This is a genomic window from Methylococcus sp. EFPC2 (assembly GCF_016925495.1).
Taxonomy (GTDB): domain Bacteria; phylum Pseudomonadota; class Gammaproteobacteria; order Methylococcales; family Methylococcaceae; genus EFPC2.
Map to the genome: position 1 here is coordinate 3,331,093 of NZ_CP070491.1, position 22,836 is coordinate 3,353,928.

Sequence of the window (22,836 nt, forward strand, 5' to 3'; positions counted from 1 at the left end):
CGTTGAGCGCATGCACCTCACAAATCCAAAACCGGATATTAGCGGCGGCTCACCCCTCAAAACTCATAGACAAACTCGCCGCCGCCCACGCCGACATGCACCCGCCCTATGGTTTTGCCTTCCATTATGCGGACCAAAAATTCCTCGCTGATCTTAGGCAATACGGTATTGGTCAGTATTGCGTCTATCATGCGGCCGCCGCTTTCCAACTCTGTGCAGCGGCTGGCGATGAGTTTGATGACCTCGTCGTCGTAGCTGAACGGAACCTTGTGAGCCTCCTCGATACGCTTCTTGATGCGGCCGAGCTGCAGGCGGGCAATGGCGCCTATCATCTCGTCGCTCAAGGGGTAATAAGGGATCACCACCAGGCGGCCGAGCAGGGCCGGCGGAAACACTTTCAGGAGCGGCTCGCGCAAGGCCTTGGCGATGCCTTCGGGCTCGGGCATTAGCTCGGGATCGCGGCAAAGATTGGCGATGAGCTCGGTGCCGGCGTTGGTGGTGAGCAGGATGAGGGTGTTCTTGAAGTCGATCACCCGGCCCTCGCCGTCTTCCATCCAGCCCTTGTCGAAGACCTGGAAGAAGATTTCGTGCACATCCGGATGGGCTTTTTCCACCTCGTCCAGCAGCACCACGCTGTAGGGACGGCGGCGCACCGCCTCGGTCAGCACGCCGCCCTCGCCGTAGCCGACGTAGCCGGGCGGTGCGCCCTTGAGGGTGGAGACGGTGTGCGCCTCCTGGTATTCGCTCATGTTGATGGTGATGACGTTCTGCTCACCGCCGTAGAGGACCTCGGCCAGCGCCAGCGCCGTTTCGGTCTTGCCGACGCCGGAAGTGCCGGCCAGCATGAACACGCCTATGGGCTTGTTGGGATTATCCAGGCCGGCGCGGGCGGTCTGGATGCGCCGGGCGATCATTTCCAGCGCGTGGCGCTGGCCGATGATGCGCTGTTCCAGCAGATCCGCCAGCTTGAGCACGGTTTCGATCTCGTTCTTAACCATGCGGCCTACGGGTATGCCGGTCCAGTCCTGCACCACGGAGGCCACGGCCTGGTGGTCGACCGAAGGCAGGATCAGGGGATTTTCGCCCTGCAATTCGTGCAACTGGGCTTGCAGCGTTTTGAGCTCGGCCAGCAGGGTTGCGTGGTCGGCCTCCCTACTAACTGGAGCAGCCTCACCCCCTCCCTGACCCTCCCCCTGCGAGGGGGAGGGGATGTCAGCGGAAGAAGCTTGCGGTTCGGTCGTATCGACCGGCTTGCCGCCCGCTCTGAGCTTGGCGCGCAGATCCAGCACCTGCTCCACCAGCGCCTTCTCGCTGTTCCAGCGTTCCTCCAGTTGCGCCAGCCTGGCGTGTTCGTCCGCCAGCTTTTCGTTGGCCTGGGCTTCGCGTTCAGCCGTGTCTATGCCCACCGCTTTTTCCCGGCCTATGATGGCCAGTTCGGTGTTGAGGGCGTCGATGCGCTTGCGGCTGTCGTCCACCTCGGCCGGCACCGCGTACTGGGAGATGGCGACCCGGGCGCTCGCGGTGTCCAGCAGGCTAACCGCCTTGTCCGGTAGCTGTCTGGCGGGGATGTAGCGATGCGACAGCTTGACCGCCGCTTCCAGTGCCTCGTCCAACACCTGGACCTTGTGGTGCTTTTCCATCACCGAGGCTACGCCGCGCATCATCAGGATCGCTTTCGTCTCGCTGGGTTCCTGCACCTGCACGACCTGGAAACGGCGGGTGAGCGCAGGGTCTTTTTCGATATGCTTCTTGTATTCCGCCCAGGTGGTGGCAGCCACGGTACGGAGGGTGCCGCGCGCCAGCGCCGGCTTCAGCAGATTGGCGGCGTCGCCCGTGCCGGCCGCACCGCCGGCGCCGACCAGGGTGTGGGCTTCGTCGATGAACAAAATGATGGGCTTGGGCGAAGCCTGGACCTCCTCGATCACCGAGCGCAGCCGGTTCTCGAACTCGCCCTTCATGCTGGCGCCGGCCTGCAGCAGGCCCACGTCCAGGGTGCGCAGGGTCACATCCAGCAACGGGGGCGGGACGTCGCCGGCGACGATCTTCTGGGCGAAGCCTTCCACCACGGCGGTCTTGCCCACGCCCGCCTCGCCGGTGAGGATGGGATTGTTCTGCCGCCGCCGCATCAGGATGTCGATGACCTGGCGGATCTCCTCGTCGCGGCCGACGATGGGATCCATCTTGCCGGCACGGGCCTGTTCGGTCAGGTCGACGGTGAATTGCTTGAGCGCTTCCTGCTTGCCCAGGGCCGCCGGACTGATCGCCCCGCTGGCCTCGCCCGGCACCGCGCCACCCCCCACTCGGAAGCCATCGCTGGCGCCCAGCCCTTCCTCCGGCGAGCCGGCGACGACCTCGGCGTAGCGGTCGGTCAAGATGTCCGTCTTGATCTTGTCGAACTCATGCGAGATGGCCAGCAACTGGTTGCGCAATTCCTTGGTCTTAGCGATGCCGACGATGAGATGCGCGCTGCGCACCTGGCTTTCGCCGAACATCAGGGTGCCGTACACCCAGCCCCGCTCCACGGCATCTTCCACGTGGGAGGAAAGGTCGGAGATCGAGGTGGAGCCGCGTGGCAGACGGTCCAAGGCGTCCGTGAAATCCTTTACCAGGCGGCCGGGATCGATGTTGAACTGCTTGATGATGCGGTGCAGATCGGAATCCTGAAGCTGGAGGATCTGGTGCAGCCAATGCACCAGTTCCACATAAGGGTTGCCGCGCAGCTTGCAGAATACCGTCGCACCCTCGATGGCTTTGTAACAAACCCGGTTGAGCTTGCCGAACAAATTGGCCCGGTTGATTTCGGTCATACGCTGGTTTCTCTCTGCAAAGGTCTAGGGTGGGTTTTAACGGCTACCGGGTGCCTTGGGTCGCGCCCGCCCCGGCCAGGAGCGCGTCGTGTCTATCGGCCGGCATAGCGAAAAAAGGATTGAGCATCAGGTCGGCGGCGTCGGAGGCGCTCGGGCTCGCACCCAACCAGCTGGTCCAGCCCAGCCGGCTTGCGCCGTTCAGACTCATGGCCGGCACTTCCGCGCGGCGCAGTATCGGATTGACGTCCCAGCTCAGTTCGTCGCCGATGTAGTTGCGCACGATGGCCACCAGTTCCGCCAAGCGCCGGCCGCCGGGCAACATCGCGATGTATTGGTCCAGGCTCAACGGCCCCAGCACGATGCGAAACTTGTACTGGCGGCTCCAGACGAATCGGCCGGCCACCGTGGACCTTCCCAGGGCGCCGTTGGCCGCGCCCCCACCCAGCCGCGTCTGATCCTGCGGCGCGATCTCCATCCATTCGCCGACGAACTCGTCCACCCGCACCTCGAAGCCGAGAAAACCCGCGACGATGGCTTCGAGCCCCTCGGCGTTCTTGGTTTGGCTCGCCAGCAGGCCGGCGTAATGGAGCTTGGCCAAATCGGGCAGGGCGTCGCGATCGCGCAGGCTGTCCAGTCCCAGACCGAATAGCGACGCCACATAGCCGGCGTAGACATCGGACGCGGGACGATCATGGCTGACCGTAGGCCGGGCGTTGGCCCAGGCGCGAAAGAAAAGCGACAGCATGCGGTGGTGAAAAATGTCCGCGAACCGCGCCAGGGTGAGGTCCTGGTGGTGCCGAATACGGTCGTTGGCGTATTCCGTCAGATGCAGGGGCAAGGGACCGTTCGGCCCGAACAGCCCCAGGAAGCGCACGGCCAGCCGCTCCGGGCGGATACCGGCCAAAGCAGGCTCGACGGCCGCCAGGGTGGAGGGAGCGAAATCCAGCTCGGGGAGCTGCGCCAGCCTGATGGGATCTTCGCTCGCCCGCAAGGAGGTGCCCAAGCGCGGCTTATCCGGAAATTGGCATTCGATCAGGCGCAAGGCCTGAAAGAAATCGTAGCGTTGCGGCTGTTCGCGCAAGGCCTCGATCAAATCGTGGGGCGCTGTCCGACCCTGATCGGCCATTTCATGATCTCCCCACGGTCGCTGCTCCGTATGACCGTTTCCGTGAACGAATTGATGGACGCATAGCGCGCGAAAAACTGCTCCAGCACCGCGCCGATGAGAAAGACGCCGCTGCCCTCGAAAGATGATTCGTCGAACGTGACAGTGATCTCCAGGCCGCGCCCGAAAACGATGGGACCGGCGGCGTCTATCCGTCTGACCACGTTGCGCGCCTGGCAGGACAAGACCCCCTCGATCTGCTTGCGCAGGCTCACATCGTTACGCTCGCCATAAATCGTCAGCAGCTCGCGCAGCGCGGCGGCCCCGCTCTTGGCATCGCTGTCGGCCAGGGACAAATAGTTCAGCGACAAGTGGCTGATCAAGCGCCAGGCGAAACCACCGTCCGCTCTGGACGGCGCCGGTTTGGTCGGTCCCGCGAGGCAGCGTATGGCCTGCACCGGTGCACCGACCTCCAGGGTGAAGTCCGTAGTGCCCACACCCACGGGCATGACGAGAGGGAGATCGCGATTAGTGCACCAGGTTTGCAGCCCGAGCTGCTTCAGATCGCTGCCATAGGGCGCCTGATTTGCGTCCACCAGCGACAAATAGACTTCGCTGCCGACATAGGAGGAGCGCTGCCCCTCCCGCCTCTGCTTGGAGGACAGCAGCCGCTTCCGCCTGCGGACCATGTAGTAGCCGGTTTCATCGGCCCGGCTGTAGCCGGTCTTGGAGCCGTAAAAAGGCAGAAAGCCCTGCTCCTGGCCTTGCGTACTCCCGTAGCCCGTCGCCTCGACGATCGAATAGGCCTCGAAATCCATGGGGCGCGTGCGATCCGGCACGATGTGGTACTCGGAATCCGCCCGGTTCAAATGGATGCGGTCGCAGCGCTTGGGAAACAAATTGATGATGGGGGAGCAAAACAGGGCGAACTGATTGGCGTCGACCGCGTTGACCAGTCCCGGGTGGCTGTTGTCGAACATGACGATCAAATCGAGCTCCGTATCCCGGCACCGCCGCACGGCCGCATCCAGGCCCTGCAATTCGACGAACAGGAAGCGCTCCGGAAAGGCGAAGTATTCGTGCAATAGCCGATAACCCTGGAAGGAGCGGGGTCCCACGGGTAGCAGGGCCTCCCCGTCGTCGAAACCCATCCGCCGGCCCGGTTGCCTGACGATTTCCACCCAGGGGTCGTCGCTCGCAACCGGCTTGATCGCCAGGGCGTAGCCGTGGGCGATCAGCTGCTCGTACAGCCGCACGGGCAACTCTCCGGTACCGCGCAGGAACAACGGCAACGAGGACAGGGCGAGCTGATTGAAACGAAGGCCGGCACTGGTTTTGATGCGCAGGCGCAAGCCCGATTTCAAGCCCGGTAGGCTGGGCACGCCGAGATTGGCGACCGCACTGGGATTGGCAAGATATTCCGCCTCGCTCAATTGCAGCGGCAACAGGGTAAGGTCATGCGCGGTGCGGTATTCGCAGGCGGTCTGCTCGCCTTTGGCGATCTGGCTGCGCAAGGTGGTGCCGCGCGGCAGCTTGAAGCCTTGCGCCAGGGCGCCCTCCTTCAGGTCCGGCTGGAATTGCGCCACCGCCATGGACGGCGTTTGAGCGAGATAATGGGGATAGACGATTTCCAGCAAGTGCTGGGTGAAATTTGGGAACTCCGCGTCCACCTTGAGCTGGACTCGCGCCGCCAGGAAGGCGAAGCCTTCCAGCAGGCGCTCGACATAAGGGTCCGCGCATTCGAACTCGTCCAGCCCAATGCGCCCGGCCACCTTGGGGAACTCCTTGGCGAATTCCGCACCAACCTCGCGCAGATGCTGCAATTCGCGGTTGTAGTAGGAAAGCAGGCGCGGGTCCATGATCAGCCGTTCAGTTCACGCACGTCGGCATCCCCGGTCTGGACATCGAATTCCGTCCGGATATAGAGATGCACGGGCAAGGGTTGGGCCCAGAGATAGCCTTCGATGTTGAAACTCAGGGTGCGGACGCTCATCTTTTCGTCCGAGCTCACGGCCTGAACGCGCAGCGAGTTCGGCATGATGCGCGGTTCGAAATTCAGGATGGCTTGCTTCAATCGCCTTTCCAGCGCGGCCATGTTCGCGCCTGAAGCCGTGACGCCGGACAAATCCTTGATGCCGAAATTGACGACCGAGCGGGCGACCTGGGGGTAATGGTCCAGGTTTTCGGCGCTGTCCAGCGAGCGGGAATTGAGCAGCCAGGCCAGATCACGCAGTACCGACGCGCGCAGCCTGCGCATGGACAAGACCCGCTGGTCGCGGGACTCCTGCTGTTTGCCGGGCTCATCGTCCGTCAGGCGGTCCAGCAGGGAGGGCTGCAATCGCTCCTTTTGCGTCAGCTCCGCCATGCTCAGGCCTGCGCCGTATCCAGTTCGATTTCGCGGATGTCCAGCAAGGCATGGTCCCCCTGGTCGGTGGTGAGCATGCGCTGGCCCGAGCCGCGGTAATGACCTTCCGCGAGTTCCGTCCATTCGGTCTTACGCGCCAGACGGATGGCGTTGTCCGGGGAGGACTCGGACGCCGGATAGCGGCTGGGAATGAAGCCGAAGGACTCTCCGCCGTTGCTCCACACGAAATGGGCGGGCAGCCACACGAGATCGCGCAGATCCGCGGGCGGGGTAATCTTGATCGCCGATATGCGATGAAAGGGTATCCAATAATATTTGCCCTTGACGATGGCCTCCAATACCGGACCCAAACGGGTATCGGCGTCGGCTATCCAGCTGAAAGGCTGGCCGTCGATGCGGCCGGCGGTCGCCGGCGCCAGATCGAAAACTTGTTGAAGGAGCGCCCGTGCTTCCGCATGGCGACCCTGTATATCGAGACGCAAAGCTTCAAATTGCAAGGCGGACCATTGCTCGGGATCACCGAACAGCAAGGGGAGACGTTGTCCCGCAAATACGTCGGCGCGCAAGGCCTCGCAACGCAAGGTTTCCCGGTAGGCTTGGACCATAGCGAGCGTGTCGACATCCATTTCGGCCAAAACGTTAAGCTGATTGAGAGCTCGAGACCAATCGCCCAAGACTGATAGCAATTGGAACAGGAAGATCCGCAACTTCGAGTGGGCCGGTTCTACTCGCACCATTTGCTGAAGGTTCGCAAGTGCTTGCTCCAGGTCACCATCGAGCAATGAGTGTTCCGCAACGTTTGGCATTAAGTACTCTCAATGTGGGGACGAATAAAACGCGCGAAGACGGGCGGCCGAGCCGCCCGCGCTACGAATTTCCGATAACTAGCTGGCTCTATTGGTGAGCAGATTCCAAGACTTCGCCTGTCCTTCCACCACGGCCTTGCCGTCCTTGAACGCGTTGTAGTTGACCGTGATCTTGGTGAAGTTCAGCGATAAAGATTCCGAGGGCCTGTCTCCGCCGCTGCTGACGCTATACCCGCTGATCAAAGCATTTTCCAGGACGATTTGGTAAAAAATCTCGTCTTTTTCCTTAATCGTCTCGACGAAATCTATCGTTACCTTGGAGCCCGTACCATTAACGGCTTCGAAGAACAATTGGTTGGAAGCAATATCCATGGATTTGGTGAACACTAGCTCTGAAATCGATGGATGACTGGCCTGTCGATCCTGCGAGCCAGGTTCTGGAGATCCGATTCCCCGGCCCACGCCGAATTGCACCGAGCTAATTGAGATCCAATCTTTGTGGCCCTCATACGTAACACCACCTTTAATTTCCGGTTCGAATTTCAAAAAAATGGCCATTTTGAACTCCTGCTTTTTTGTATGACGCGTTAAGTAAAAAATCGGAATACTTTCGTATTCCTCGACGACGAGACAGGCGCATCCCTCTGCCAGAATCTCGGAAGATTCCTGAGCTCATATCCTTACGGCCCAAGCTGCAATGCGCCAATCACAACCCTTGTTTCGTACGGCTACTTCTTTTGTGATGGCAATTTGGAAGTCAAACGCAAAGAGACGGTCAAACCTTCCAGTTGGTAATGGGGCCGCAGAAAAAACTTGGAGTTGTAATATCCTGGGTTGCCCTCGACCTCTTCGACCACCACTTCCGCGGCGGACAACGGATAGCGCGCCTTATCCTCTTCCGTGGCTCTTGCAGGGTTCTGCAGAACGTACTTACTGATCCAGCGATTCAGCCAAACCTCCATGTCGTCCCTTTCCTTGAAGGATCCGATCTTGTCGCGGACGATACACTTCAAATAGTGGGCGAACCGGCAGGTGGCGAACAGATACGGCAGCCGGGCCGCCAGGTTGGCGTTCGCGGTCGCATCCGGATCGTCGTATTCGGCCGGCTTCTGCAAGGATTGCGCGCCGATAAACGCGGCGAAATCCGAGTTTTTCTTGTGTATCAAAGGCATGAAGCCGGACTTGGCCAACTCGGCCTCGCGCCGGTCGCTGATGGCGATTTCCGTCGGGCACTTCATGTCCACGCCGCCGTCGTCGGTGGGGAAGGAGTGCACGGGCAAGCCTTCCACCGCCCCGCCCGACTCGATGCCGCGAATGTTCGAACACCAGCCGTAGAGCTTGAACGAGCGGTTGATGTTGGTCGCCATGGCATACGCCGCGTTGGCCCAGGTGTATTTGCTGCTGTCGGCGCCTTCGGTTTCCTCCTCGAAATCGAACTCCTCCACCGGGCTGGTCTTGGAACCGTAGGGCAGGCGCGAGAGGAAACGCGGCATGGCCAGGCCGAGGTAGCGCGAATCGTCCGACTCCCTCAGGGACCGCCAGGCCGCGTAGTCCGGTGTGGAGAATATCTTGGTCAGGTCGCGCGGATTCGCCAGTTCGCTCCAGGACTCCATACCCAGCGCAGACGGCGCGACGCCGGAAATGAAGGGCGCGTGCGAGGCCGCCGAGATCTGGGCGATCTGCGACAGCAGTTCCACATCCGGAGGCGAGTGGTCGAAGTGGTAATCCCCCACCAGGCAGCCGAAAGGCTCGCCGCCGAACTGGCCGTATTCTTCCTCATACAGCTTCTTGAACAGCGGACTTTGATCCCAGGAAGTACCCTTGAATTTCTTCAGAGTCTTGCCCAGCTCCTGCTTGGAGATGTTCATGACGCGGATCTTGAGCATCTCGTCGGTTTCGGTGTTGTTCACCAGGTGGTGCAGTCCTCGCCAGGCGCCTTCCAGCTTCTGAAACTCCTCGTGGTGCAGGATCTGGTTGACCTGTCGGGTCAGCCTGGCGTCGATTTCGGCGATGATCGCCTCTATCGTCTTGACCGCATCCTCCGAAACCAGAGATACATCCTTGAGCACGAATTCGGCCAGCGTTGTGACCGCGGTTTCGACAGCCTCCTTGGCACGGTCGGATTTCGGTTTGAACTCCTTGTTGAGCAGGGAGGAGAACTCCGAAACTTCGAGGGTGGCGCCTTCCGCCTGTTTTTGCGTTTCCAGTTCGGCCATGGCTTATTCCTCACTCCCCTTCGCAACGTCTTCGGGCTTCGGAGCCGAGGCGAGCGACTGCAACAGGGCCGGATCCTTGATGACGTTGGCGATCAACTGTTCCGCTCCGGTCTTGCCGTCCATGTAAGTGATCAGGTTGGCGAGCTGGGTACGTGCCTCCAGCAACTGGCGCAGGCCATCCACCTTGCGCGCCACCGCCGCGGGTGAAAAGTCGTCCATGCTTTCGAAGGTGATGTCGACATTCAGGTTACCCTCGCCACTCAGCGTATTGGGTACTTGAAAGGACACTCGAGGCTTCATGGCCTTCAGCCTCTCGTCGAAATTGTCGACGTCGATCTCCAGCAATTTCCGGTCGGTCACCGGTGCCAGAGGTTCCGCCGGTTTGCCGGAAAGATCGGCCAGCACGCCCATCACGAAGGGAAGCTGAACCTTTTTTTCCGCGCCATAAAGCTCCAGATCGTATTCGATCTGCACCCGGGGCGCCCGATTGCGGGCGATGAATTTTTGACTGCTTTCCGCCACGTTATTGCCCTCCTAAAGAATTAACCACGTAAAACGCTTGCCTTATTTGTTCGTATCGTCGGCATCCGGGCCTTTGATCACAGCGATCTGCGACAGCCCGTCCGGCGCCAGATCCTTCAGGATCTCCACGAAATCCTTTTGCACCAGCCGCTTGGCCCGTTGCAAGAACAGGGGTATCGGGCTGGACGGTTCGAACTTGGAATAGTAGTCGCAGATCAGATTCAGTGCGCGGATCACATCCTGCCTGTCGTTGATCGCATCCAGCTTCCCGGCTTTGGCTTTAGCCTCGACGGCCGCGGGCGCCTCCTCCACGCCGGCTTCGGCCGTGGCGATGCTTTCCGCATCGTCACCCCGGGCCGACAATTGTTCCCGAAATATCTGCCGGATCTCCTTGAGCGAAGCAGCCAAAGGCGCAAAGCTCGGAGCGTTGCCGATGCCAACCCGATCGGTGACGTAGGCCTCGATGAGTTCCAGGCTCGCAAGCATGCTGCCCAGATCGCCCTCGGCAGCCCGCAGCGATTCGATCCCGGTTTCGAGAAACGCGGCTTCGATGTTGGCCAACTTGGGCTCTTCGCTACCGTCGGTCGGCGCGGGCAACTTACCCGTGGCGATCTGCACATCCCGCAGCGAATAGCGGCCTATCGCGCGCGACTCGACGATGGGAACGGAGGCGAGCGGACGCAACACCGACTCGAAGTCGCACAAGGACATGAGCAGATTGACGCGCTGAGTCGGATCGTTGTCGTCGTCGGGATCGAGCTGGGGATGCAGGGTCTCCCAGAAGTCCACGACCGACCCCCGCAGCAAATCCAGTCCGTCCCGCAGGCCGGACAAGCCATGCTGATGCAGCAGCGCGCGTATGAGGTCGAGCATGGGGCGCAAATCGCGCGTGCGCCGCAGCAAGGCCTCGGACTCCTTCTGCACCTCCCGCCAATTCGGCGGCTGGGCCGGCTCGATGCGGTTGCCGATCTGCTGCTCCGGCGTACCCTTGGCCTTCTGTTCGAGCGCGATGAAAGCCGCGTCGTATTCCAGATTGTCGCCGCTCGGCGCATCGGGCGAGATGTCCTGCAGCAAGCTTGCAATGTCTAAGATGCCCAAAACCTACTCCTGCTTGTAAATGCTTGGTGGAAAATTCACTGGCTGGCTCACCGTTTTCCACGGGTCATCAATCATTGGTCAATTCTTGTGCCAGCCTTTGAGTCCTTGCTCGTTATCCTACCCACGCCATTGTTTTAATTCGCTTTTAGCCGTGGCACCCATGAAGATTCGAGCTGGCGACAATGCGCGGGCCGGTAAAAATGACGACGATATATCGTTTGTTTACCATCCGTCGTAGTTTCCGTTGGCTCCCCAGCGCTTGTTTGGGAGCCCGTCCTGCATGGCATCGCTGAGTGGGCTCTGCTACGGCCGGCCTGTCCGTCACACGTACTCCGCGATCGCCACCGTGACGTTATCGCGTGCGCCCCGCTCTTCCGCACGCCGCACCAAGCGTTGCGCGATGCCCTGCGTGGCGTCTTCTCGAAAGATCGCTTCGATATCAGCCTGGCTCAGCTCCTTATCCAGGCCGTCGCTGCAGAGCAGGAACACGTCGCCGGGCTCCGCCTCGAAGCGGCCGGATTCCAGCGTCAGTTCCTGGTCCGCGCCGATGGCGCGGGTGATGACATTGCAGTGCATCTGATCGGGCAATTCGTCGTACAGGGAATGGTCGCGCGTCAATTGCTCCAGTCTGCCGGCGCGGTACCGGTAAAGCCGGCTGTCGCCGGCCCACAGAAACGCGCAGCGGCGACCCTGCGCCAGCAAGACCACCACCGTGCTGCCTATGATCCGGTCCTCGCCCTGCATCCGGGCCAAGCGGCACAGATCCCCGTTTACCCGCTGCAGGCTGGCCGCGACGGTGCTGACGTAGGTTTCGATGGTCTCGGCCGGCGGCAAGGCAGCCAGGGCATCCACGATGGCCTGGCTCGCCACGTCGCCCGCGTGATGTCCCCCCATGCCATCGGCGACCACCCACAATCCCGCTTCGGGACGCAGGAGCAGGGCGTCTTCGTTGATCTTGCGCCGATTGCCCACCACGCTGAGCCCGTCCGACCGCCACTGCGATCCGTTCGCGGCCGGCAGGCTACGCGACGCCGCCGATACGGGATCCGGCGCCGGGGCGGACTCGGCCGGACGCTCCACCCGCCGGCTGCTCAACACCCAGCCCCGCTGATCCCAGCGCCCCGTCATCAAGGCAGAGTAGCCGTCCAGCGGGGGCAAGCCCTCGCACACCAGCAGGGAAGCGGGGATGTGATCGGAGCCGGCGGTGCCCCAGTAACTGTTCAAGGGCAGAAATTTGTCCAGCAGGCTCGCGCTCAGTCCCATGAAAGCCGCGCCCAGCCCGTGCAGATCGTCCATGCCGATATGAAACGCGAGCTTGCCCCGGCCTTCTCCCCTGGCTTGCCTCCCCCCGTAAGCCTCGCCGGCCGGCAGGAATTCGGGCAGGGCGAGCGCTTGCAAGCGGGCATCGAATTCATCCAGCACGAAGCCGTCGTCCAGCCCGGAAAGCGCCAGGCGCTCCAGCGCCTCGAACCAGGGACATGCGGGATCGAACAAATACGGCAGCACGCCGCGATTTTCCACGGGTGCGGCCAGGGTCAGCGGAAAATAGCGTCCCACCCGGTCGACGCTGGGCATGAGGATGCCGGCCCAGGCGGTGTCGCCGCAAAGCCCGGGACTGAGGGCGAAGCGCCAGATCGGGCTGGTCAGATAAAAATCCAGCCAATTCGAGCCGAGTTGCTCGCGGCTTACCGAGATGGCGCTTTGCAACCATTGATCCCAAGGCGCGACGAAGCTTCTGGGCAGGCGGCGTGTGACGAAATCGCCCAGCAGCGGCAGTTTTCCGTAAAAGCCCGGCGCTACGGGCGTGCTCGTCATAGCGACTCCGGACAACGGAAGGCCTGCAACTCCGCGAGGTTGAACGGATTGTTGACGCTACCCGCGCGCAGCTCGTAACGCGCCGTGTAAGTTTCCAGCCGGAAGGTCAGATTGAAGCGGTCCGGCAACACGGTTTTTTCCACCGTCGCTTCGTCGAGCGCGCGGAACCAGGCCCAGGGGCCTTCTTTCGAGCGGCTGAGCTGGCGGCCGTCCAGGGTTTCGAAAACCAGGCGCACGCCGGCGTTGGTCGCGGGCCCCGGCCACTGGAACTTGACCACCTGTTCGGGGCCGTGGCGGTAGACGGTTTCCTGGCCTTCCACGCTCAGCCGGAAAGTGGCGACGTTGTTGTCGAGCGCCAGCGGTTTCAGCTCGAACTGGACTTGCGGAACCTGTCCGCCGCCAGGGAAAAACGCATCGCGGATGCGGGACGCGTTTTGGAACTGGCGAATGGCGGCGGGCGACAGCCCCAGCGACTGGTTGTCCATCTGCAACTGCCGCCATTCCGGGCGGGTGGTGTCGATGAAGGTTTTCAGATTGGTTTGAAAGAACTGGTCGATTTGCCCGTTGGGCGCAAAAAACTGGGTGAAATCGGCCAGCAGCGCTTCCTGCGCGGCCGCCCTGTTGAAGGGGTAACGGCCGGCGAAGGCGGTCTTGCACTGCGCGGCCACGCCGGTCTTGAGCATCTCATTCAATTGTCCCTTGGCGCCCGACAGCGTCTGGCTCCAGCCGAACTGGGTGAGCGACTGCAGCCAGGTCTTCAGAGGCTCGGGCAGGCGGGAAAACTCCATCTGCGCCTGGCGCAACTGGTCGGCGCTGGCGCCGCTCACCCGGTTCGCGGCGGTTTTCAGAGCCTGGTCGCCGCTGCTGGCGGCGCTGCCGATTTGCAGCACGAAATCGTGCAAGGCGCCCAGGGTGGCCAGCGTGGCGTTCAGCGGCGCGGGTTTGTCGGGGCCGCCGCGCACCAGGACGTTGAGCCCTTCGAAATAGTTTTCCACGCTGCGGGCCGGATCGACCCCGGCCCCACTGTCCAATCCGCTCGCCTGCTTCGCCAGGGCCAAGAGCTTCTGCGTCTGCTCATCCGGGGCGACGGCCGGCTTGCCCGGAATCTTGGCGAGCAGGTCCGCCGCGGCTGCCGAGAGCTTGCTCAGCGAGGTGTTTTTCTCCACGGCCTCCAGCAGCGGTCTCAGCGGCGTGTCCGGACGCGCGAGCACGTCCAGCACTTCCACGGTCTGGTTGATGCTCTGGGCCGGTCGCAGCTTCAGGCTGCTCAACAGCCCGCTCCAGGCTTTCTGATAGTCGCCCAGATAGAGCTTCTTGAAGTCCTCGTGCAGCCGGCCGATCTCCGCGGGGTCGACCACGGCCTGCTTGCCCAGCACCCAATTTTGTTCAACCGCTTCCCGGATATAGCCCAGGCTCTTCTTCAGGAAAAGTTCGGTGTAACCGTAGGCGCTGTACAGGCCCGGCACCACGACCGTAGCGAGATCCTTGCCGTCGGCCGAGGCGAACACCTTGGCTCCGCTGGGCCCCAACAGTTCTGCGACTTTAACATCGTGGGCATGGTCGACCAGGGCCTCGGTCTTGAAGCGGCCGTAGAGCTGCAGAACCTGGGGCACCTGGGTCAGCTTGGCCCGCACCGCGGCGACGAAGTTTTCATCCACCGGCGCCGGCTCCAGTTCGAGCTGCAGCAGATTGCCGAGGTGCGTGCTTAGCCGCGCCTGTACATCGGGTTCGGTGGCATAGCTTTTCTCCCAGTCGATCTTGACCCAGGGTGCCACGACTTTAGCATCGAGGCGCTGCGGGTCCGCCAGCATGAGATAAACCTTGAGCGTCTGATACAGCAACTCGGGGCTCGCCGACTCGTCGCCTTGCATGCGCTCCTGCTGGCGCAGGATCACCGCGGGGCGGAAATAGTCTCGGAGCAGGCCCTCGTAGGCATGATTGGCCGCGGCCTGCAGCTTATCGCCCTGGTAAAGACCGAACCCCATCAGCCAGCCCGGATCCTTGTAAACATCGCGAGCGGCGAGCAAAGCATCCAGCCGGGGCAGCAGGACCTTGAACCGGGCACGCGCGGCGGAGCCCCACTGTTCCTCGTCCCGCACACCGTTCGCCGCGCCCAGATGGTAAGCCTTCAGGACCGGGAGCTGTTCCTCGACCCGCGCGATGGCGGCCTGATTGCGCGCATAGCTCACCGCCCATAAGGCGATCAGGCCCGCCGCGAACAGCAGGACGCCGGCGTAGGCACCGACCTGGATGAGCTGGTGACGCCGCTCGACCCGCGGGTCTATCCCCGCCAGACCGGCCTCGCCGAAAATCACCTCCTTCAACAACCGCGTCAGGAAGAAACTCTTGCCCCGTCCGCTGTACACCGGCTGGATCTGGCGGTCCAGGCGGAATGCGCCGGCCAGGATGCCCATCACGCGGTCTATGGGCGTGCCTTCCTGGGTGCCGCTGGTGAAATAGACACCGCGCAGCAAAGCTTGCCGGTCGTAGCGGTTCGCCGCGAAAGCCGCTTGCAGAAAGGCCGTCATGGCCGGCTTCAACAAGCCCATCTGCTGGGGATAATCCAGGATCAGGGCCCGCCGTTGCACGTCGCGCTCGTCCTGGACCCGCTTGAACGTGCGCTTGTTCAAGCGCTGCAGCAGTTCGTCGTAGGCCGTCTCGAACAACAGTGCGCAATCGGCGGGCCGATCCGGATCTTCGGCCGGGAAGGTTTCGCCCCAGACCTGCGCCCGCTCGTCCTGGGACAAATCGGCGAAGAAATCGGTGAAGCCGGCCACCAGGTCGGTCTTGGTGAACAGCAGGTAGATCGGCAGGCGTACACCCAGGGCCTCGTACAACTCCTGCACCCGCCGGCGGATGGCGGCGGCGTGCAGTGCTCGCTCCTCTTCGGTCTGCAGCAGCAGATCGTGCAGGCTCAGCGTGACCAGCAGGCCGTTCAGCGGCCGGCGCGGACGGTATTTCTTGATCAATCCCAAGAAGCTCAACCAGGCCGCCGCATCCACCGCTTGATGGCTGTCCTGAGTGGTGTAACGTCCGGCGGTATCCAGCAACACCGCTTCGTCGGTGAACCACCAGTCGCAGTTGCGCGTGCCGCTCACGCCGCGGACCGCATGTTTGCCCAGCCGTTCGGCCAGGGGAAACTTCAGCCCGGAATTGATCAACGCGGTGGTCTTGCCGGAGCCCGGCGCCCCGATGATGGCGTACCAGGGCAATTCGTACAGGAACTGCTTGCCGTCCGCCCCCTTGGCGCGCGATTGCTTCAGCACTTCGAGCGCTTCGGCAAAGCCGCGCTGCAAGGTCTCGGCTTCTTCTTCGGTGGCCTCCGCCTCGACCGACTTGCCGGCTTCCGCGCCGCTGGCGGCCAGTTCGTTCATCAAGCGGCCGTCCTTGCGGCCGGCCTGGATTTGCCGAATCAAACGGTAGATGACCCAGGCCACCACCACGAAGGCGATGGTCAGGCCGCGTGCCAGCGCCGACTCCAGCGGCACGGTTCCGGCGATGGCGATCAGCGGCCCCGCGAACCAGATCAGTGCGGCCAGGGCCAGCAGCCCCAGGAACTGGATCACCCAGGGATTCTTGAAAAAAGCGATTATCCGGCTCACGCGCGCTCTACCTGATGAGTATGTCCACGCGCCGGTTCAGGGCGCGATGCTCGGGTGTATCGTTGGGCACCAGCGGCTCGCCGTCGGCCCGTCCTTCCGCACGCACTTGGGCGCCCAGGGCGACGAGGATGTCGGCCACGTGTTTGGCGCGCGCCGTGGACAGGTGCCAGTTGGAAGGAAAACGGGCGGAGACGATGGGCTTGTCGTCGGTATGGCCGGTGACCAGCACGGCATCGCGCCCGGTCGCCACTTCCTGGCCTATCTTGTTCAGCATGGGCAGGAATTCCTTCTTCACCTGGTCGCTGCCCGAGGCGAATGAATTGCGGATGCGCAGGGTGTGATCGTCGATCACTTCCACCCAGTCCTTGGCGATCTCCGGCGCCAGCAGGACTTTGAAGCGTTCGGCGCGGCCGGGGGCGGGCTTCTCGACGGGCGGCGGCGGAGGGGGCAAAGGCTCGGCGGTTTTGATCTCGGCGCGGGACAGGGCAAACAATTCCTTGTAAGCGGGATCCGACGCGCCGTTGATCGCCAGGGCGAAACCCAGATAGACCAGGATCAGCAGCGCGCCAGCCACGGCGCCTACGACCCATAGCGGCACGTAACGGATCAGCGCGTTGCGCGCGTCCTTCAGGCCCTGCCAGCGGGGCGACAATTCGCGCTCGTAATCGCCGCGCACGCGCTGGATCAGTTGATAAAGCTCGATGCGCGTCTGTTCGAGGGCATTGAGCCCGTTCGCCATGATGCGGTGCTTGCCCTCGAAGCCCAGGCTGACGCAGAGGTAGAACAGTTCCAGCAGGTAAAGGTTTTGCGCCGGCTGGCGAACCAAACCCGCCAGGATCTGGAAGAACTTTTCCCCGCCCCAGGCTTCCTTGTGGAAGAGGATCAGCAGGCTCTGATGCCCCCAGATGCTTTGCGCGCCCCAGGGCGTGTTCAGTATGGTTTCGTCCAGCAGGCAGCAGAGGATGTAATTGGCGATGCGCACCTGATCCTGCGGTATGCCCTGCTGCAAGACCTTGTTTTCGAAGGTCCGCAGTTCGTTGACCAGTTGCTGCTGCAACTCGGATATGGCTCCGTGGGAGGCCGTGTTGCGCAGCCGGGCGCTCAGCGACAGCAGCGACAGCGCGGCGGTAACCAGGGGGTTCTCGCCGAACAGCGCCAGGCGCTGCGCATCCAGTTCCGCCGTGCCGATGGGCGGTGCGGCCGGCGCAGGCGCGGCATCGGGCCGGCGGCGGCCGCCCGGCATGGGCCGGATGATGGTCTTGTCTTCGTCGCCGTAAGGCGCGAATGGATCGTCTTGACTCACGGTGTCTTAGCCTTTCTTGATCGCCCAGAATTCCATTTCGAGCTCCGGGAAGTTGCCGCCGATATGGATGGCGAAACCGCCGGAGGCCGACATCTTCTTCCACAGCTCGCTCTGCTTGTTGAGCTCGAAATAGGAATAACCGGCGTGATAGGGAATCTGCCGAGGCGCCACGGGCAGGGGATGGATGGAGATGCCGGGCAGGGCCGAGCGCACCAGGGTCTGGATGTCTTCCACCGGGCCGATCTTGACCTGGGGCGGGAAATGGGTGCGCAGCACTTCCGGCGGTACCTGCGCGTTGACGGCCAGGACGAAGATCGCGCTGTCCAACAGGTGGATGTCCGGCCGCTTGGCCGCGTAGACGCCGAACTTGGGCTTGCTCAGCGGAATCTGGATGGCGTTCTGTTCCAGCACCATACCGAGCAGCTGGCGCAACTCCTCCATGAGCGGCGTGAAGGTCGCCTGTAAATCGTCGTGGTTGTAAGCCGGGAAGTTGACGGGGCGCTTGCCCGGCTTGTAGAAGGTGGCGAGCTCGCCCGCCAGTTGCAGGCCGAGCCGGCAGAAATCTTCCGGGTGCAGGGCGGCCGTGGCCGACAGGTGTTCCAGCAGGGGCTCGTAGCGGTTGATCGCCTGCAGCAACAGGAAATCGGCCACCTCCGCCACGCCGCCGCGACCTGCGTCTATCACCCGCCCGGCCAGGGCTTCGCCGCGCGTGTGCAGCAGGCCGTGCAGCTCGCGCAGGAAAGCACCGAGCAGACCGGCCCCGAAGCAGTTGAGCGCCGGCGGGATATAGCGGTCGTCCAGCACCACGGTCTTGTCCGCCCGCACCTCGATGACCCGGCTCACGCCCAGGCAGACATAACCGGCGCGTTCCTGCCGCGCCAGCATCAACCGCGGCTTCAACTTGCCAACCTGCACGGCGTAACGGCCGTCCGCACCGGCATTGTGGTCGCGCACCTCGCGCTCGCCCAGACGGAAGCGCGCCAGGCTGTCGGGATAGGCCTCGCTGTCGATCTCCGCCGATTCGGCGCGGCGCTGCGGCAAGGCCAGGTAGACGACCTGGTTCTTGGCGTCTTCGGGCACGTCCAGCGGCAGCGGAAGCTCGTCGTCGTCGGGCAGGTCAAAGGGCGTGCCGTCCGGAAACGCCCCCCGGCATTCGGCGAGGGCCAGCTTGCCGATGGCGAGCTGGCGATGGTCGAGCTTGAGCGTGGAGTAACCCCAGTCGAAGGAACGTAGGCCACGGCAGCGGCTGGTCACCAGGTTTTCGATATAGCGGTCGTGCTGCTGGAAATGCTGAGGGCGAAGAAACATGCCCTCGGACCAGACCACTCGGTTGTTTTCCGACATGTCGCTCCTTTGCGGCTCAGTTCTTGTTTTGCGGGGAACGCAGGATGCGCATCTGCTGCTCGTAAACCTCGGCGAACTCGTCGCCGAAGAAATTTTCCAGAGCCTGCGCCACCTCTTCCGGATAGGCCTTGCAATAGGCATCCCAGCATTTGGCCTTCTTCTGGAAAACGATGCCTTCTTCGTACGACTTTTCGTACCGTTGTGGATCGAAGCGCTTCACGATTTCCGTCAGCGACGCTTGTATGCCGGCCGTCATGGCCAACTGGTGGTTCATGATGTCGTCGTAGCCTTCTCGCACGGCCTCGGCCGAATCGATGAAGCCCGGGCGGTTACGGGCGACCAGCGTCTTGACCGCCTCTTCCACGTTGACCGTGAACTTGAGCGGATTATTGTTCACCGGCCTGATCGTGGTCACCGCCACGCGGAACTGGCTCTTCAGCTCGGATCGCGCGCGCAGCACGACCATCATGCCTGCCACCAGGTCGCGGAAGAGCTGCCCCACGGTCTCCATGGCGGCGCCTTGATCCTCGTCGGCCATGAACGCCGTATCGGCGATGCCCGCGCCCTGCAGGAAGCGCCGGAACAGCTCCGCGTCTCCGCCGCTGGGTCCGGCCTCCGCGGTCGCGGCAGGCGGCGGCACCGACTCCTGCCGCAACGCTGGCGCTTCCGCCGGGACACGTCCCGGCGTGGGTATGCTGAAGGGTGCCGAGCGCAGTTCCGGGACCGCAGCGGGCGGTGCCGGTTCGGACTCTTCCGCGAGGGGAGGGAACGGAGCCGGCGGGACATCGGGCCGAGCCTCCCAAACAGGCGGCGCCTGGGCAAGCGGCGCTTCCTCGAAATCCTTGAGCAAATCCTCAAGGTCGAAATCGGGAAGCTCCGCCGGCGCGGGCGATTCCAGGCCGGGCGGCGTGAAGCTCTCGCGGAAAGGCGACGAGTCGGCTTGATCCAGGAAGCTGGACTCGAAAGGCGAGGTCGGGGAAACCGGCGGCGCGGGCACGCTGCCGGTCTCCAGCGGAGGAATCGCGATGGGCTCGAAATATTGCTCGTCCAGGGCGAATGGACTCTGCGGAAACTCGCCCCGCCCGGCTTCCCCAAACGCAGGAGGATAGGCCTGCGCACCGGCTTCTTCCGGCTGCAGGCTCACCAGCAGTTCGTACTCGCCTATTTTTAAGCGGTCGCCGTCGGCCAGTTCGACGGACTCATGCTGCAGAAGCCGGTCCTCGCGAGCCAGATAGGTGCCGGCCGTGCTGGTGTCGGCCAGGCGATAGACGCCTCGCTCGAACACGATCTCCGCATGTTTGCGCGAGATGAATTTTTCCGCGTCGGGCAGCGACAAGCCGTTGTCGGGCGAGCGGCCGATGGAGCCGCCCTCACCGTCGAAGCGGGCCGACAGCGCCGCCGGCGGCGGCAGCCCTTTGTAGCTGAGGACCGTCAGGGTGAGGGGCATGGCGAGTGTATCGTCTCGACGAAGGGGATCAGCCTTGCGGCACGAAGAAGAAGGGGCTGCCTTCGTGCCCGGCATGCTGCAGCGGCGCATATTGCGGCGATTGGGCAAAGCCCGCGCGGCCGGCCGATCCGCTGACCTGATTGGCGACATTGCGGAACACGTCGTAATCCTCCAGCACCCGCTGGTTGCTGCGCAGCACGGCGAGGAAGGCCTTGGCGAATACGGAGTGATCGCCGCCGCCTTCGTCCATGACCGGCTGCACGCCGCCGGAGGTCAGCACGGTGCGCGCCTTGCGGTTGGTCATGGCCTTCAGCCATTTGGCCCGCTTGGCTTCGTCCATGCCCTCGGGCAGTTTGGCGACGGCCGATCCGGCCAGCGCGCCCGAGTAGCAGGAGTCCGCCACCACCATGATGTGCCGGGCCGGCATGATGCTGAGGAATTCCGTGATGCTCCGGCTGGATATCCAGTTGGCCGGGTTGCCCGCTTCCGCGTCGGTGGGCAGCCAATAAGCGTTCTGCGTGGCCTTGTCGATCTCGCCATGGCCGGCGTAATAAATGAGTAGATTGTCGCGTTCCGTCAGCTTCTTGTTCAACTCGTTCAGCGTGGTCATGATGGCGTGACGGTTGGCGTTGATCAGCAGCTTGGTCTTGAAGCCATAGCGTTCGCGCAGGATCAGGTCCACGCTCTTGGCGTCGTTGACGGGGGTCCGCAGCGCGGGGAAGGCACCGTATTCGGCGTTGCCGATGACGATGGCGTAGAACTCGCCGAATTCGGCATCGCCCTTGCCGAGCGCGCCGCCTGTCTTGCCGCCCGGATAAACCTCGGCCTGTACCGGCATGTCGGCGACGAGGTTGACCGTCAAGTCGGCCCGCTTGTTCTTCTTGTCGATAGCCACGATGCGGACCGGCGCATCGGCCGAGCCCAAGTCCAGCGCGGCGCGGAACACACCCGAAGCGTCCAGGGTCTGCGGTTTGTCGTTGATCAGCAGGGAGCTCAGGCCGGCCGGGGCGTCGATCTTGCCCACGAGTTCCCGACGTGGGTCGTCGCGATTGATCCGTATGCTGGGCACGCCGCGGGTCAGCGTCACCGCCGGTTCGAGTATCTCGATATTGGGACCGCCGGCCAGCAGCGTGGGCTCCCGTTTTTCCAGATCGGCGAGCTTGCTCTCCTGTTGCTCGGCCTTGTCCTTGAGGGCGGCGATTTCCCGCGCCTGCGCTTGCAGCGACTTCTTGCGTTCTTCGATGCGGGTGCGGAGCTGAGCCGGATCGGCGCCCGTCTTGCCCGACTGAGTCAGCCACTCGGTCAACTCGCCGGACTGCTTCTGGTAGGCATCGATCTTGTCGTTGAGCTGATTTTCGGCCTCGGCCAGACGCTTGCGGGCCACCTCCGTCGGGGACTCGGCCGGCGCTTGCGCCGCGAGGGCCGGGCGGGCGCTCTGGGCCTTCGCGCTTTCCAGCTCGCGTCTGACGGCCTGGCGCTCCTTGTTGAGCGATGCGCTCATCTCGCTGACCTTGGCCTGCTGGGCGCGCAGGTTCGCCTCCTTTTGCCGCAACTGTTCTTCGAGGCGCCGCAGGGCGGTATCGTCCGCGCCGGTCGACGAACTCTTTTCCCGCTGCAGCGCCTTGCGCGACTCTTCCAGTTCATCCTGCGCCCGGCGCAAGGCCTCCTGCTGTTCCAGCACTTGCTGGCGCGCGCCGCTCAATTGGCCGCGCAACTGCTCCGCTTCCTGCCGGCTGCGTTCGGCTTCCTGGCGCAATGCGGCGATCTCGCCGGACTGATCCTCGGCCTGAGCGGTGCGGGTCGCATCGATGGCGGAGGTGAACTGCAGATCGGCGTTTTCCAGGCCCGACGCCTTGCGATACCACTTGAGGGCAGCGGCGGGATCCTTGCCGACGCCCAAGCCTTTTTCGTAGAGAGCCCCCAGATTGAGCTGGGCCTGGGAATTGCCCTGATCGGCCGCTTTTTTATACCACTGTGCGGCGGCCTGGTAATCGGTCTGCTGACCCAAGCCTTTTTCGAAGATCTCGCCGACATAGAGCTGGGCGGAAGCGTCACCCTCCTGGGCCTTGGGCAGCCAAATCTTGAGCGCACTCGCGTAATTGGCGCGGTCGTAGGCCACGTATTCGCCGCCCCGCACTTCGCAATCGGCCGCCGTGGTGCGTATGGGCCGGCGCGCCGAGAGATAAGTCATCTGCGCGCCCAGCTTGCGCACCTGGCCGGGCAAGAGGCAATCGACCACGAACAGCTTATTGGTGTCCTCCACCACATAACCCTCGGTCGCCCTGGCCAGGTCCTCCTTGCTGACATTGCCGGCGCAAGCCGCGAGCAAGGCGCCGGAAACGGCGACGACCAGGGCGCGCGGACGAAATCGATAGTTCGGCATGACGGTTCTGCCTCGAGCTGGAG

Annotated in this window: 15 protein-coding genes and 1 pseudogene; all 16 read right to left on the bottom strand. The window is 63.1% G+C overall.

The window, feature by feature from the left end; genetic code table 11:
- Nucleotides 1-56 precede the first annotated feature (56 nt).
- Complete coding sequence (gene tssH, locus JWZ97_RS14395; RefSeq protein ID WP_205430558.1) at nucleotides 57-2,807, bottom strand: type VI secretion system ATPase TssH; 2,751 nt, start codon at nucleotides 2,805-2,807, stop codon at nucleotides 57-59.
- Nucleotides 2,808-2,850: 43 nt separating this feature from the next.
- Complete coding sequence (gene tssG / locus JWZ97_RS14400; RefSeq protein WP_205430567.1) at nucleotides 2,851-3,933, bottom strand: type VI secretion system baseplate subunit TssG; 1,083 nt, start codon at nucleotides 3,931-3,933, stop codon at nucleotides 2,851-2,853.
- Nucleotides 3,897-5,771, bottom strand: coding sequence for a type VI secretion system baseplate subunit TssF (gene tssF, locus JWZ97_RS14405; protein ID WP_205430576.1), 1,875 nt, complete (start codon nucleotides 5,769-5,771; stop codon nucleotides 3,897-3,899). The genes tssG and tssF overlap by 37 nt, the downstream gene beginning before the upstream one ends.
- 2 nt (nucleotides 5,772-5,773) lie before the next feature.
- Nucleotides 5,774-6,277 (bottom strand): type VI secretion system baseplate subunit TssE, encoded by a 504-nt coding sequence (gene tssE / locus JWZ97_RS14410; protein ID WP_205430587.1) that lies wholly within the window; start codon nucleotides 6,275-6,277, stop codon nucleotides 5,774-5,776.
- Between the two features lie 2 nt (nucleotides 6,278-6,279).
- Nucleotides 6,280-6,903 (bottom strand): type VI secretion system accessory protein TagJ, encoded by a 624-nt coding sequence (locus tag JWZ97_RS14415; protein ID WP_240342593.1) that lies wholly within the window; start codon nucleotides 6,901-6,903, stop codon nucleotides 6,280-6,282.
- Between the two features lie 33 nt (nucleotides 6,904-6,936).
- Nucleotides 6,937-7,083 (bottom strand): annotated as a pseudogene (locus tag JWZ97_RS20370) (virulence protein SciE type); the annotation flags it as partial.
- Between the two features lie 78 nt (nucleotides 7,084-7,161).
- The gene (locus JWZ97_RS14420; protein ID WP_205430597.1) at nucleotides 7,162-7,641 is read right to left on the bottom strand and encodes a type VI secretion system tube protein Hcp; all 480 of its coding nucleotides are present in this window, start codon (nucleotides 7,639-7,641) and stop codon (nucleotides 7,162-7,164) included.
- Nucleotides 7,642-7,811: 170 nt separating this feature from the next.
- Nucleotides 7,812-9,299, bottom strand: coding sequence for a type VI secretion system contractile sheath large subunit (tssC, locus tag JWZ97_RS14425; protein WP_205430608.1), 1,488 nt, complete (start codon nucleotides 9,297-9,299; stop codon nucleotides 7,812-7,814).
- 3 nt (nucleotides 9,300-9,302) lie between these two features.
- A complete protein-coding gene (gene tssB / locus JWZ97_RS14430) occupies nucleotides 9,303-9,821 on the bottom strand; it encodes a type VI secretion system contractile sheath small subunit (protein ID WP_205430618.1) in 519 nt (172 codons plus the stop codon).
- A 42-nt stretch (nucleotides 9,822-9,863) separates the two neighbouring features.
- Nucleotides 9,864-10,919, bottom strand: coding sequence for a type VI secretion system protein TssA (tssA, locus tag JWZ97_RS14435; RefSeq protein WP_240342357.1), 1,056 nt, complete (start codon nucleotides 10,917-10,919; stop codon nucleotides 9,864-9,866).
- Nucleotides 10,920-11,240: 321 nt separating this feature from the next.
- On the bottom strand, nucleotides 11,241-12,734 hold the full coding sequence (gene tagF / locus JWZ97_RS14440) for a type VI secretion system-associated protein TagF (protein WP_205430625.1): 1,494 nt from the start codon (nucleotides 12,732-12,734) through the stop codon (nucleotides 11,241-11,243).
- On the bottom strand, nucleotides 12,731-16,336 hold the full coding sequence (gene tssM, locus JWZ97_RS14445; RefSeq protein WP_205430636.1) for a type VI secretion system membrane subunit TssM: 3,606 nt from the start codon (nucleotides 16,334-16,336) through the stop codon (nucleotides 12,731-12,733). Before tssM ends, tagF begins: the two co-directional genes overlap by 4 nt.
- A 7-nt stretch (nucleotides 16,337-16,343) precedes the next feature.
- Nucleotides 16,344-17,639, bottom strand: a complete 1,296-nt coding sequence (gene icmH, locus JWZ97_RS14450; protein WP_205430646.1) for a type IVB secretion system protein IcmH/DotU — start codon at nucleotides 17,637-17,639, stop codon at nucleotides 16,344-16,346.
- Between the two features lie 6 nt (nucleotides 17,640-17,645).
- The gene (gene tssK / locus JWZ97_RS14455; RefSeq protein WP_205430654.1) at nucleotides 17,646-18,983 is read right to left on the bottom strand and encodes a type VI secretion system baseplate subunit TssK; all 1,338 of its coding nucleotides are present in this window, start codon (nucleotides 18,981-18,983) and stop codon (nucleotides 17,646-17,648) included.
- A gap of 16 nt (nucleotides 18,984-18,999) precedes the next feature.
- Nucleotides 19,000-20,430, bottom strand: a complete 1,431-nt coding sequence (tagH, locus tag JWZ97_RS14460) for a type VI secretion system-associated FHA domain protein TagH (protein WP_205430664.1) — start codon at nucleotides 20,428-20,430, stop codon at nucleotides 19,000-19,002.
- Nucleotides 20,431-20,458: 28 nt separating this feature from the next.
- On the bottom strand, nucleotides 20,459-22,813 hold the full coding sequence (locus JWZ97_RS14465) for a caspase family protein (protein WP_205430666.1): 2,355 nt from the start codon (nucleotides 22,811-22,813) through the stop codon (nucleotides 20,459-20,461).
- Between the last annotated feature and the right edge of the window lie 23 nt (nucleotides 22,814-22,836).

What these genes read in the sequence shown, in the direction of transcription:
- tssH (WP_205430558.1), bottom strand. Translation starts at nt 2,807, where the DNA reads ATGACCGAAATCAACCGGGCCAATTTGTTCGGCAAGCTCAACCGGGTT.
- tssG (WP_205430567.1), bottom strand. Translation starts at nt 3,933, where the DNA reads ATGGCCGATCAGGGTCGGACAGCGCCCCACGATTTGATCGAGGCCTTG.
- tssF (WP_205430576.1), bottom strand. Translation starts at nt 5,771, where the DNA reads ATGGACCCGCGCCTGCTTTCCTACTACAACCGCGAATTGCAGCATCTG.
- tssE (WP_205430587.1), bottom strand. Translation starts at nt 6,277, where the DNA reads ATGGCGGAGCTGACGCAAAAGGAGCGATTGCAGCCCTCCCTGCTGGAC.
- JWZ97_RS14415 (WP_240342593.1), bottom strand. Translation starts at nt 6,903, where the DNA reads ATGGATGTCGACACGCTCGCTATGGTCCAAGCCTACCGGGAAACCTTG.
- JWZ97_RS14420 (WP_205430597.1), bottom strand. Translation starts at nt 7,641, where the DNA reads ATGGCCATTTTTTTGAAATTCGAACCGGAAATTAAAGGTGGTGTTACG.
- tssC (WP_205430608.1), bottom strand. Translation starts at nt 9,299, where the DNA reads ATGGCCGAACTGGAAACGCAAAAACAGGCGGAAGGCGCCACCCTCGAA.
- tagF (WP_205430625.1), bottom strand. Translation starts at nt 12,734, where the DNA reads ATGACGAGCACGCCCGTAGCGCCGGGCTTTTACGGAAAACTGCCGCTG.
- tssK (WP_205430654.1), bottom strand. Translation starts at nt 18,983, where the DNA reads ATGTCGGAAAACAACCGAGTGGTCTGGTCCGAGGGCATGTTTCTTCGC.
- tagH (WP_205430664.1), bottom strand. Translation starts at nt 20,430, where the DNA reads ATGCCCCTCACCCTGACGGTCCTCAGCTACAAAGGGCTGCCGCCGCCG.
- JWZ97_RS14465 (WP_205430666.1), bottom strand. Translation starts at nt 22,813, where the DNA reads ATGCCGAACTATCGATTTCGTCCGCGCGCCCTGGTCGTCGCCGTTTCC.